Here is an 11,685-nt window from a genome sequence, read left to right as displayed (position 1 = left end):
GCGTTGCGCCGGGTCTTGGCCCAGCCGTTGCGGCCGAGCAGCATCCGTACGGCGGCCCGGCTCGCGACCACGAACAGGTGGTAGGCGTAGAGCCAGACCAGGACGCCCCAGAGCAGCCCGGTGAGCCGGCGGCGGTCGGGGTGGACGGCCCTGCGGTAGGCGAAGCCCCAGATGACCATCGGCAGCGCGGCGAGCGCGAAGGCGAGCAGCATCCACGGGCCGAACCGGAGCTGGAACTCGACGGTCTCGGCGGGGAAGAGCACCAGCCCGGCGCCGGTGATCCCGAGCGAGAGGGGGAAGAGCAGCACCAGCAGCACGCAGACCACGGGCTGCAGGAAGGTGTACATCACCTCGGCCTTGCCGGACAGGGTGTAGTGCGGCGAGCGCAGCACCCGGCCGGTGTAGCGCAGGCACTGCATGTTGCCCTGGGCCCAGCGGGTGCGCTGGGTGAGGAAGCGGCGCAGCGAGATCAGGGCCTCCTGGGAGACCTGGGCCTCGGTGACGTGGGTGAGCCGCCAGCCGGCCAGTCGCAGGTCGAGGCCGGACTCGTAGTCCTCCAGCAGGGCGCGCTCGGGCCAGGGGCGGCCGGCCCGCCCCTCCTCGACGGTGAGCGAGTCGAGCGCGGAGAGCCGCACGAACTGCCCGTTGCCGCCGAGGCCGACGCTGCCGGTGCGGCGGCGCAGCAGCTGCATGCCGGTGTTGTTGGCCTGGAACTCGACGTCCTGCATCCGCACGAGCGCGCGGGCGAAGGCGTTGGCGGTGCGGCCGCGGCCGGCCAGCGGGCGCTCGTCGTCGGCGTTGCGCATCCGGACGCCGATCTGCACCGCGCCGGTGTCGGGGCGGCCGAGTGCCTTGGGGTTGCAGACGTGGTCGAGGGTGCCCGGGTCGAGCCGGCCGTCGGCGTCGACGACTCCGATCACCACCCGGGAGCGGTCGGTGGACTCGGGCAGCCAGGAGGAGATCTCGCGGTAGGCCGCGTTGAGCGCGGCGCCCTTGCCGATCCGGGCGTGCGGGCGGCGGCGCTGGACGAGGTGGACGCGCGGGTCGTGGGCCGCGGCGGCGAGGACGAGTTCGCGGGTGGAGTCCTCGCTGTCGTCGTCGATCACCCACAGGTGGGCCTCGGGCGCGCTGGTCCGCAGACCGGCCAGGGTCTGGGTGACGACGGACTCCTCGTCGCGGCAGGGGATGACCAGGTGCCACTGGAAGGCGGACGGGTCGCCGGGCTCGGCGGGCCGGTTGTGCCGGAAGGCGTGGCGGGAGCCGGCCCAGTACACGAGGAAGCGTCCGAAGACGAGGAGCATGTAGCCGACGAGCGCCAGGGAGATCAGTCCGGCGAACCAGACGATGGCGTCCTGGCGGAGCACGATCCAGTCGTGCATGACGTCAGGCATGGCGGGGTGCTCCTCATGATCAAAGGCTGGCGGCTCCTGTGGGTTGCGAATCGATGCTTCATTGCGGTTCAAACTCGCTAAATCAATAGTAAAGGGAGTAAATTAGATGATCATGGCAAAGAAGGGGCAAAGTGGTCGTTCTCACCCCGTGGGGACGCGCCGCCGCCGCTCCGTAGACTGTGGTCGTGAGCGACAAGGCCGACCCGAACCCGTACACCCTCCGCCCCGCCGACGGCGGCCCCGGCGACGCCCTGCGGGACGTCGAACTGGAGCTGTCCAAGCGCTGGCCGGAGAACAAGCTGGAGCCCTCGCTCGACCGGATCGAGGCCCTGATGGACATCCTGGGCCAGCCCCAGCGGTCCTTCCCGTCCATCCACGTCACCGGCACCAACGGCAAGACCTCCACCGCCCGGATGATCGAGCAGCTGCTCAACACCTTCGAGCTGCGCACCGGGCGCTACACCAGCCCGCACGTGGAGACCGTCACCGAGCGGATCAGCCTGGACGGCGCCCCGATCACCCCCGAGCGCTTCGTCGAGGTCTACCGCGACATCGAGCCCTACGTGCAGATGGTCGACGCGGCGCAGCCGGTGCCGATGTCCTTCTTCGAGGTGCTGACCGGCATGGCCTACGCGGCCTTCGCCGACGCCCCGGTGGACGTCGCCGTGGTCGAGGTCGGCATGGGCGGCTCCTGGGACGCCACCAACGTCATCGACGCCGCCGTCGCGGTGATCACCCCGATCGGGCTGGACCACACCGACAAGCTCGGCGAGACCACCGGCGAGATCGCCGTCGAGAAGTCCGGGATCATCAAGTCCGGCGCCGTCGCCGTGGTCGCCCAGCAGCAGCTGGACGCCGCCCAGACCATCCTGCGCCGGGCCGTCGAGGTGGACGCCACGGTCGCCCGCGAGGGCATGGAGTTCGGCGTGATCCGCCGTGAACTCGCCGTCGGCGGCCAGCTGGTGACCCTGCGCGGGCTCGGCGGCGAGGAGTACGAGGACGTCTTCATCCCGCTGCACGGCGAGTACCAGGCGCACAACGCGGCGCTGGCACTGGCCGCGGTCGAGGCCTTCTTCGGCGTCGGCGGCGCCCGCGGCGGACAGCTCGACGTCGACAAGATCCGCCAGGCCTTCTCCGGCGTCTCCTCGCCGGGCCGCCTGGAGGTCGTCCGCCGCAGCCCCACGATCCTCCTGGACGCCGCGCACAACCCGCACGGCGCCCAGGCCACCGTCTCCGCGATCTCCGAGTCCTTCGGTTTCACCCGGCTCGTCGGCGTGATCGGCACCTCCGGGGACAAGGACGTGGCCGGCGTGCTGGAGGCCTTCGAGCCGATCCTGGCCGAGGTCGTCATCACCCAGAACTCCACCCACCGCGCGATGGACGTGGACGCGCTCGCGGCCCTGGCCGTCGAGATCTTCGGCGAGGACCGCGTCCAGGTCGAGCCCCGCCTCGACGACGCCATCGCCGCCGCCGTCACCCTGGCCGAGGAGGAGGGCGACCTCGGCGGCGCCGGGGTGCTGGTCACCGGTTCGGTCATCACGGTGGGTGAGGCCCGCCTGCTGCTCGGGAGGAAGTGACATGAGGACGCTCTGCTCCTCGACCTTGATCGGCGAAGCGCTCCTGGCGATGTTCGCCGGACTGGTCGCGATGCGGCTCTCCAGCGTCTCGACCGCCACGGTCTGGATCGTCACCGGCATCGCGATGGCCCTGTGCATCGTGCTCTGCGGCATGATCAACCGTCCCGGCGCGGTGCAGATCGGCTGGGCCCTCCAGATCGGCCTGATCGCCAGCGGCTTCATCCTGCCGACCATGTTCGGCCTCGGCGTGGTCTTCGCCGGCCTGTGGTGGTGCTCGGTGCACTACGGCCGCAAGGTCGACGAGTTCAAGGCCGCCCGCGCCGCCGCCGAGGCCGTGGCCGTACAGGCTTAGGTGCCGGACCGGCGAGCCGACACGCCGTGTACGCAAGGTAACCTCTGCCGTGTCGGCTCCCGCTCCGTCGGCCCGACCGTCAGCCGTACCGAATCCCCAGGAGACGCACCGTGTCCCAGCGCACTCTCGTCCTGCTCAAGCCCGACGCCGTCCGCCGCGGCCTGGCCGGCGAGATCATCAGCCGCATCGAGCGCAAGGCCGGCTGGCGGTTCGCCGCCGTCGAGCTGCGCACCTTCGACCGGGCGACGCTGGAGCAGCACTACGCGGAGCACGTCGGCCGGCCGTTCTACGAGCCGCTGCTGGAGTTCATGACCTCCGGCCCGTCGATCGCGCTGATCGTCGAGGGCGAGGAGGTCGTGCGCGGCATCCGCATGCTGGCCGGGGCCACCAACCCGCTGGAGGCCGGGGCCGGCACCATCCGCGGCGACTACGCGACGATCACCCGCGAGAACCTGATCCACGCCTCCGACTCCCCGGAGTCCGCCGAGCGCGAGATCAAGATCTTCTTCCCGGCGCACGCCTGATTCCAGGCCGGGAGACCCGCCCGGGAGACCGGGCGACACGCCCGGGAGGACGTTCGTACCGCCCCGGTCGGGACCATTGGCCCGGCCGGGGCATTCTTATCGTGAAATAGGGAACTGAGGGCGCCGACACGGCGTCCCAATCCTCGGAGAAGCGATCACGCTCCGGACAATGGACGGTATGCCCCACGTCGACGTCCGCACCGCGCCGCGTGACTACGATGGACGCGACTCAAGGGCCCGGTAAGGCAGCTCAGCTGGTCTCCGCCCAAGCGTGGGCGCGCGCATCCGTCCACCCCCATGAACTCCGAGCCCGGGAAGGCACCTACACCCCATGGCGAGCAACCTGTCGTTCATCGGCCGCGACTTGGCGATCGACCTCGGAACAGCCAACACGCTGGTGTACGTCAGGGGCAAGGGGATCGTCCTCAACGAGCCGTCCGTCGTCGCGGTCAACACCAACACCGGCGGGATCCTCGCGGTCGGCGCCGAGGCCAAGAAGATGATCGGCCGCACGCCGGGCAACATCGTCGCCATCCGCCCGCTCAAGGACGGCGTGATCGCCGACTTCGAGATCACCGAGCGGATGCTGCGCTACTTCATCCTCAAGATCCACCGCCGCCGCTACCTCGCACGCCCGCGCGTCGTCGTCTGCGTGCCCTCCGGCATCACCGGCGTCGAGCGCCGCGCCGTGATCGAGGCCTCCTCGCAGGCCGGCGCCCGCCAGGTGCACATCATCGAGGAGCCGATGGCCGCCGCGATCGGCGCCGGACTCCCCGTCCACGAGGCCACCGGCAACATGGTCGTCGACATCGGCGGCGGCACCACCGAGGTCGCCGTCATCTCCCTCGGCGGCATCGTCACCGCCCAGTCCATCCGGGTGGCCGGCGACGAACTGGACAACGCGATCGTCCAGCACATCAAGAAGGAGTACTCCCTCCTCCTCGGCGAGCGCAGCGCCGAACAGATCAAGATGAGCATCGGCAGCGCCTTCGGCCTGGAGGGCGAGAAGGACGAGCACGCCGAGATCCGCGGCCGCGACCTGGTCAGCGGCCTGCCCAAGACCGTGGTCATCTCCGCCGCCGAGGTCCGCGAGGCCATCGACGAGCCGGTCAACGCCATCATCGACGCGGTCAAGACCACCCTCGACCAGTGCCCGCCCGAGCTGGCCGGCGACGTCATGGACCGCGGCATCGTGCTCACCGGCGGCGGCGCCCTGCTGCGCGGCCTCGACGAGCGGCTGCGCCGCGAGACCGGCATGCCGATCCACATCGCCGAGAACCCGCTCGACTCCGTCGCGCTCGGCTCCGGCAAGTGCGTCGAGGAGTTCGAGGCGCTCCAGCAGGTACTGGACGCCTCGCCGCGCCGTTAGCACACCGACGACATCCGACACTCAACTGAACGGGCCGCCGCCCGGGCCCCACAGCCCCGGGCGGCCGCCAGGTACGAAGGGGCAGTACCAGCACCGTGAGGGACACACGAGAGAGCCGGCTACTGCTCATCCTGCTGGTGGCCGTCGCCTTCGCGCTCATCACCGTGGACATCAAGGGCGGTGAGGACTCCCCGCTCGGCCCGGCCCGGCACGCGGCCGCCAGCGTCCTCGGCCCGGTCGAGCGCGGCGCCGCCACCGTCGTGGACCCGGTGGCCAACACCGTCCGGGCCTTCCGCGACGCCGCCACCGACAGCGGCCGCGCCGACCAGCTCGCCCGCGAGAACACCGAACTGCGGCAGAAGCTCGCCTCCTCCGACATGGCCACCGGGCGCACCAAGCAACTGGACGACCTGCTGCGCACCGCCGGCGCCGGCGGCTACACCGTCAAGGCCGCCCAGGTCATCGCGATCGGCCCGGCCCAGGGCTTCTCCTGGACCATCACCATCGACGCGGGCAGCGACGACGGCCTCACCCGCGACATGACGGTGATCAACGGCGAGGGCCTGGTCGGCCGGATCACCACCGTCGCCCCGACCACCTCCACCGTGCTGCTCGCCTCCGACCCCGGCTTCTCGGCCGGCACCCGGCTGGAGGGCAGCGGTGAGATCGGCTTCGCCTCCGGCGGGGGCGACAGCCCGATGAAGGTCTCCCTGCTCAACGGAAAGGCGCAGGTCAAGGCCGGCGACCGGCTGGTCACCTTCGGCTCGCAGAGCGGCCGCCCGTTCGTGCCCGGCGTCCCGGTCGGCAAGGTCGTCGAGGTCCAGGCCAACGCGGGCCAGCTGACCAAGACCGTCCTGGTCGAGCCGTTCGTCCAGTTCACCCGGCTGGACCTGGTCGGCGTGGTGGTCGTGCCGCCGCGCGCCGACCCTCGCGACGCCGTCCTGCCGCCGGCCCCCGCCCAGGCCCCGGCCGCGCCGGCCCAGCCGCCGGCGACCGCGCCCGCCGCCACGCCCGCCAAGCCCACTGGGGGGAACTGAGCCATGCGCCTCGCCCGCATCCCCGTCTCCGCCGCACTGATCCTGCTCGGCCTGATCCTCCAGGTCAGCGTGTTCGGCCGGCTCCAGCTCCCGGGAGCCACCCCGGACATACTGCTGCTGGTCGTGGTCGGCCTGGCCATGGTCTACGGCCCGACCGGCGGCTGCCTGGTCGGCTTCGGGGCCGGCCTGCTGGCCGACCTCGCGCCGCCCTCCGACCACGCGATCGGCCGCTACGCGCTGGTGCTCTGCCTGATGGGCTACGCCGCCGGGCTGCTGCGCTCCGAGTACGGCCGCCAGCGGTCCGTCTCCGGCGCGCTGGTGGTGGTCGGCGCCGCGTCGATCGCCTCCACCCTGCTGTACGCGACGGTCGGCGCCCTGGTCGGCGACACCGCGGCCCGGCACGTCGGCCTCGGCGGCCTGGTGATCAGCGCCCTGCTGTACGACCTGCTGCTGGCCCCGTTCGTGGTGCCGCTGGTGATGATGCTCGGCCGCCGCTTCGGGCGCGACCCGGTGGCCGCCGCCAGCGACGACGACGAGGGCGGCCCGGGCCTCGGCTCGCTGTCCCGCTACCGCACCACGCGTGACATCTCGTCCGGCCCGTCCTACAAGAAGCGGCGCGTGCCCGGCTTCTCCCGGCGCCCGTAACCGGCCCGTCCCGGCCCCCGACCTCCTGACCTTCCCGCATCCTGGAGCGCACGAGACGTGAGCAACATCCCCGAGACCGGCCGCACCCGGCGGGTGACGATCCGTCTGGTGGTGCTGCAGATCCTGGTGCTGTCGCTGCTCGCCACCCTCGGCGGGCGGCTGTGGTACCTACAGATCCGCAACGCCAAGGAGTACACCGCCAAGGCGACCGGCAACCACATCCGCGAGGTGGTCGAACCGGCCGTCCGCGGCGAGATCCTGGACGCCTCCGGGCGGGTCCTGGCCGGCAACGAGACCCGGCTGGTGGTCTCCGTCAGCCGTACGTCGCTGCTTCAGCAGAAGGACGGCGGCAAGGCGGTCCTGGGCCGGCTGGCCGACGTGCTGGGGATGCCCGCCAAGGACGTGCAGGAGAAGGTCCGGCTCTGCGACGCCAAGACCCCGCAGCCCTGCTGGAACGGTTCTCCGTACCAGCCGATCCCGGTCACCAAGGACGCGACCACCCAGCAGGCGATGCAGATAATGGAGCGCCGCGAGGACTTCCCCGGGGTCACCGCGCAGCCCACCGCCCTGCGCCGCTACACCGGTGTCGAGGGCGCGAACATGGCCCAGGTGCTCGGCTACCTCTCGCCGGTCACCGACGACGAGGTCAGCAAGACCGCCGACAAGAGCGGCCTGGACCGCTACCTGCCGGCCGACCAGATCGGCCGGGCCGGCCTGGAGTCGGTGTACGACCGCGACCTGCGGGGCACCGCCGGCGTGACCAAGCTGGAGGTGGACAACCTCGGCCGGGTGATCGGCACCGCCGGCACCGTCGCCGCGCAGACCGGCAACAACCTGGTCACCAGCATCGACGCCCGGGTGCAGAAGGTCGTCGAGGACAACCTGGCGCAGGCCATGGCCGACGCCCGGAAGACCTTCGACAAGGTCACCAACCGCAACTACGAGGCCGACTCCGGTGCCGCCGTGGTGATGGATGTGCACACCGGCCGGATCGTCGCGATGGCGAGCGCGCCGACCTACGACCCCAACCTGTGGGTGGGCGGCATCAGCGGCAAGGACTACCAGTCGCTGACCAGCAAGGACTCCAACTTCCCGCTGCTGAACCGGGCCATACAGGGCCAGTCCGCCCCCGGTTCGACCTTCAAGGTCGTCTCCACCACCGCCGCCGTGCAGGCCGGCTACTCGCTCGACGGCCACTACGACTGCCCGAAGAGCCTGACCATCGGCGGTCGTGAGTTCAAGAACTTCGAGAGCGAGAACTTCGGCCAGATCTCCCTGGAGAAGGCGCTGGAGGTCTCCTGCGACACCGTCTTCTACGGCCTGGCGTACGACCAGTGGATGAAGGACGGCGGCATCAAGCCGAAGAAGGACCCGGGCGACTGGTTCTTCAAGACCGCCCACGAGTTCGGCCTCGGCGCCAAGACCGGCATCGACCTGCCGGCCGAGGTCCCCGGCCGGGTGCCGGACCGGCAGTGGAAGCAGTCCTTCTACGACAACAACAAGGACGCCTGGTGCGCGCAGGCGCAGAAGGGCGGCAACAGCTTCTCCGACCAGATCGCCCGGGAGAACTGCGTCGACGGCTACCAGATGCGCGCCGGTGACGCCGTCAACTTCGCGATCGGGCAGGGCGACACCCTGGTCACCCCGGTCCAGATGGCCCGGATCTACTCGGCGCTGGCCAACGGCGGCACCTTCTACCGGCCGACCGTCGCCAAGGCGGTGATAAGCCCGAGCGGGGACCTCGTCCGCGAGATCGCCCCGCACGAGGACGCCAAGTTCCCCGGCGACCAGAAGCTGCTCAGCTACATCGACCAGGCCACCGCGGGCGTCATCACCAGCGGTACCGCCGCCTGGAAGTTCGCCGGGGCCGGCTGGCCGCAGAACAAGATCGAGCTGCACGCCAAGACCGGCACCGCCGAGGTCGAGGGCAAGCAGACCACCTCCTGGCTGACCACGTACAGCAAGGACTACGCGGTCGTCATGACGATAAGCCAGGGTGGCACCGGCTCCGGCGGTTCCGGTGACGCGGTCCGCCGGATCTACCAGGCGCTGTACGGCGTGGACGACAAGGGCAACATCGACAACGGCAAGGCGCTGCTGCCGGCACCGCAGGCCGAGCTGCCGAAGTTCAACCCGGACGGCACCGCGATCATCAAGCCGGCCTCCTACGCCGTCGACCAGGCCACCGGTGCGGTGCTCCAGGCCCCGGTGCCGTTCGACGCCGCCTCGGCGCAGTCCGGTCCGGCCCTGGCCGCGACCTTCCTCGACCCGATGCCGCCGGCCGACGGCCGGGCCTCGTACACCGCGGCCGACGCCGCACTCGAACCGAACCGGGGCCCGGGAAGGGGGCGGTCATGAGCTCCTACGGCTCCTACCGACAGCTGCGGCTGAGCCCGCAGCGCACCGGGGTCTCCAAGGCCCTGGCCAAGGACTCGCCGCTGTGGCGGCTGGACTGGATACTGCTGCTGGCCGCGCTGGCCCTGTCGCTCGGCAGCTCGCTGCTGGTCTGGTCGGCCACCCGGGGACGGGACAACCTGACCCACGGGGACCCGCAGTACTTCCTGTACCGGCACCTGACCAACGTCGTGGTCGGGCTGGTGCTGTGCGCCGTGGTGATAGGGATAGGGAGTCGGCGCTTCCGCACCATCGTGCCGTTCTTCTACGTCGGCGTGATGCTGCTGCTGATGGCCACGCTCAGCCCGCTGGGCTCGACCATCAACGGCGCGCACTCGTGGATCCAGCTCGGCGGCGGTTTCTCGGTCCAGCCGGCCGAGTTCGCGAAGCTGGCGATCCTGCTGTCGATGGCGGTCGTGCTGGCGGACCAGGTGGACGCGGGGGAGCGGGAGTTCCCCTCGCACCGGGCGGTGTTCCGGGGGCTGATCTGGGCCTGCCTGCCGATGGGCCTGGTGCTGCTGATGCCGGACGCCGGGTCGGTGATGGTGATGTCCGCGATCGTGCTGGGCATCCTGCTCGGCTCGGGCGCGGCCAACCGATGGGTGCTCGGCATCCTCGCGATCGGCGTCGGCGGGAGCATCGCGGTCTGGAAGCTCGGGCTGCTGAGCCAGTACCAGATCGACCGCTTCGCCGCCTTCGCCAACCCGCAGCTGGACCCGAACGGCGTCGGCTACAACACCGCGCAGGCCCGGATCGCGATCGGCTCGGGCGGGCTGACCGGCAAGGGGCTGTTCCACGGGACGCAGACCGTCGGGCAGTTCGTGCCGGAGCAGCAGACCGACTTCGTGTTCACCGTCGCCGGTGAGGAGCTGGGCTTCCTCGGCGCGCTGGCGATCATCGCGCTGGTCGGCGTGGTCCTGTGGCGGGCCTGCCGGATCGCCCGCCAGGCGACCGACCTGTACGGGACGATCGTGTCGGCCGGGATCATCGCCTGGATCTCCTTCCAGGCCTTCGAGAACATAGGGATGTGCCTGGGCATCATGCCGGTCGCGGGCATCCCGCTGCCCTTCGTCTCGTACGGGGGGTCCTCGATGTTCGCGGTCTGGATCGGCATCGGGCTGCTCCAGGCGGTGCGCAGCCAGCGGCCGATAGCGGCCTGATCGTCCGTCCTCCGAAGGGGCCGGTCCGGGATTCCCGGGCCGGCCCCTTCGCGTGCGCGGTGCGTCCGGCGGGCGTGCGCCGCGCCCTGTGGGTTACCAGGTGTCCCAGTGGGCGATGTCTGCGGTGGCGACCCGGGGGCCGGGGCGGAAGTCGGTGCCGAGGGTGTGCGCGAGCGGGACCAGGGCGGCCTGCGCGACGGTCTCGTACGGGAGGCCGAGCAGGGCGGCGGCCTCGCGCTCGTAGTGCAGGTGCGCGGTGGTCCAGGCGGTGCCGAGGCCCCGGGAGCGGGCGGCGAGCATGAACTGCCAGGTGGCCGGGAGGATCGAGCCCCAGGTGTTGGCCTGGCCGACGTGGGTGTCCAGTTCGCGCCGGTCCTCGACCCGGATGCACGGCACCACCAGGACGGGCACCTCGTGCAGGTGGTCGAACAGGTGCTGGGCGCTCTCGGCGAGCCGGACGCGGCGGTGGTGGTCGCCGGTGGTGCGGTCCACGCCGGTGGCGGCGGTCCGCTGCCGGGGGCGGACCAGGCCGAGCCGGTAGAACTCGGCCAGGGCGGCGCGCCGCTCCGGGTCGGTGACGACCACGAAGTCCCAGCGCTGGCGGTTGCGGCCGGTGGGCGCCTGGGTGGCGAGGGCCAGGCACTCCTCGATCAGCGCGCGCTCCACCGGGCGGGTCAGGTCGAGGCGCTTGCGGACGGCGCGGGTGGTGGTGAGCAGCTCGTCGGGGGTCAGGGCGGGGTACGGCACGGGCGGCCTCCGGGGTCGGGCGCCCTGGGCGGCCGGGCCCGTGAGGCGTCAGTCGGCCGGCGGCAGGGCGAGGAGCTTGCGGGTGAGGCTGATCAAGGTCTGCCGCTCCTGCGGGGTGAGCGGCGCGAAGGTGCGGTCCAGGACGGGGGCCATGGCCAGTTCGGCCTCGGCGAGCGCGGTGCGGCCCTCGGCGGTGAGGGTGACGGCGTAGGCGCGGCGGTCGAGCGGGTGGCGCTCGCGGAGCACCAGGCCGGCGTCCTCCAGGGCGTCCACGCAGCCGACCATCACGCTGCGGTCGATCCGCAACTGCTCGCTCAGCTCCTGCTGGGAGCAGCTGCCGACGGCGTCCAGCATCTTCAGCACCAGGTGCTGGGCCACCGTCAGCGGGCCGTCGGTGAGCTGCGCGTCGATGCTGCGGGCGACCAGGGTGGTGGCTCGGCAGAGCGCGACGTCGGGGCGCTCCCGGGTCAGGGCGGCGAAGTAGCGGCG

General features: G+C 71.5%; 11 protein-coding genes. 8 read left to right on the top strand and 3 right to left on the bottom strand.

The window, feature by feature from the left end:
• Window positions 1-1,391 (bottom strand): glycosyltransferase (locus tag J0670_RS16165; protein WP_243437085.1); only part of this gene is annotated, 1,391 nt, incomplete at its 3' end.
• Window positions 1,392-1,576: 185 nt separating this feature from the next.
• On the opposite strand from J0670_RS16165, the gene J0670_RS16160 reads away from it, so the two are divergent.
• From J0670_RS16160 to rodA, 8 genes are all read left to right on the top strand, one after another.
• Window positions 1,577-2,968 carry a folylpolyglutamate synthase/dihydrofolate synthase family protein gene (locus J0670_RS16160; protein ID WP_207812274.1) on the top strand — a complete coding sequence of 464 codons (1,392 nt, stop codon included), beginning with the start codon at window positions 1,577-1,579 and terminating at the stop codon, window positions 2,966-2,968.
• 1 nt (window position 2,969) lies between these two features.
• Entirely contained in the window at window positions 2,970-3,320 is a 351-nt protein-coding gene (locus J0670_RS16155; RefSeq protein ID WP_207812273.1) for a DUF4233 domain-containing protein, read from the top strand.
• Window positions 3,321-3,430: 110 nt separating this feature from the next.
• The gene (gene ndk / locus J0670_RS16150) at window positions 3,431-3,844 is read left to right on the top strand and encodes a nucleoside-diphosphate kinase (RefSeq protein WP_196950248.1); all 414 of its coding nucleotides are present in this window, start codon (window positions 3,431-3,433) and stop codon (window positions 3,842-3,844) included.
• A 343-nt stretch (window positions 3,845-4,187) separates the two neighbouring features.
• A complete protein-coding gene (locus J0670_RS16145; protein ID WP_049648984.1) occupies window positions 4,188-5,213 on the top strand; it encodes a rod shape-determining protein in 1,026 nt (341 codons plus the stop codon).
• A 95-nt stretch (window positions 5,214-5,308) separates the two neighbouring features.
• The gene (gene mreC / locus J0670_RS16140; protein WP_207812272.1) at window positions 5,309-6,250 is read left to right on the top strand and encodes a rod shape-determining protein MreC; all 942 of its coding nucleotides are present in this window, start codon (window positions 5,309-5,311) and stop codon (window positions 6,248-6,250) included.
• 3 nt (window positions 6,251-6,253) lie between these two features.
• Entirely contained in the window at window positions 6,254-6,895 is a 642-nt protein-coding gene (gene mreD, locus J0670_RS16135; protein ID WP_207812271.1) for a rod shape-determining protein MreD, read from the top strand.
• A 57-nt stretch (window positions 6,896-6,952) separates the two neighbouring features.
• Window positions 6,953-9,253, top strand: coding sequence for a penicillin-binding protein 2 (gene mrdA, locus J0670_RS16130; protein WP_207812270.1), 2,301 nt, complete (start codon window positions 6,953-6,955; stop codon window positions 9,251-9,253).
• The gene (gene rodA, locus J0670_RS16125) at window positions 9,250-10,449 is read left to right on the top strand and encodes a rod shape-determining protein RodA (protein ID WP_207812269.1); all 1,200 of its coding nucleotides are present in this window, start codon (window positions 9,250-9,252) and stop codon (window positions 10,447-10,449) included. The genes mrdA and rodA overlap by 4 nt, the downstream gene beginning before the upstream one ends.
• Window positions 10,450-10,542: 93 nt before the next feature.
• Here the strand turns inward: rodA and J0670_RS16120 are convergent, their stop codons facing one another.
• Together J0670_RS16120 and J0670_RS16115 are read right to left on the bottom strand one after the other, a co-directional pair.
• The gene (locus J0670_RS16120) at window positions 10,543-11,196 is read right to left on the bottom strand and encodes a nitroreductase family protein (protein ID WP_207812268.1); all 654 of its coding nucleotides are present in this window, start codon (window positions 11,194-11,196) and stop codon (window positions 10,543-10,545) included.
• A 48-nt stretch (window positions 11,197-11,244) separates the two neighbouring features.
• Window positions 11,245-11,685: MarR family winged helix-turn-helix transcriptional regulator (locus J0670_RS16115; RefSeq protein WP_243437084.1), on the bottom strand; the 441-nt coding region annotated here is incomplete at its 5' end.

The sequence above is a fragment of the Streptomyces sp. FH025 genome (assembly GCF_017427025.1).
GTDB lineage: Bacteria > Actinomycetota > Actinomycetes > Streptomycetales > Streptomycetaceae > Kitasatospora.
The sequence above is the reverse complement of the archived record's forward strand: the minus strand, read 5'-3'. Positions and strand labels throughout refer to the sequence as shown.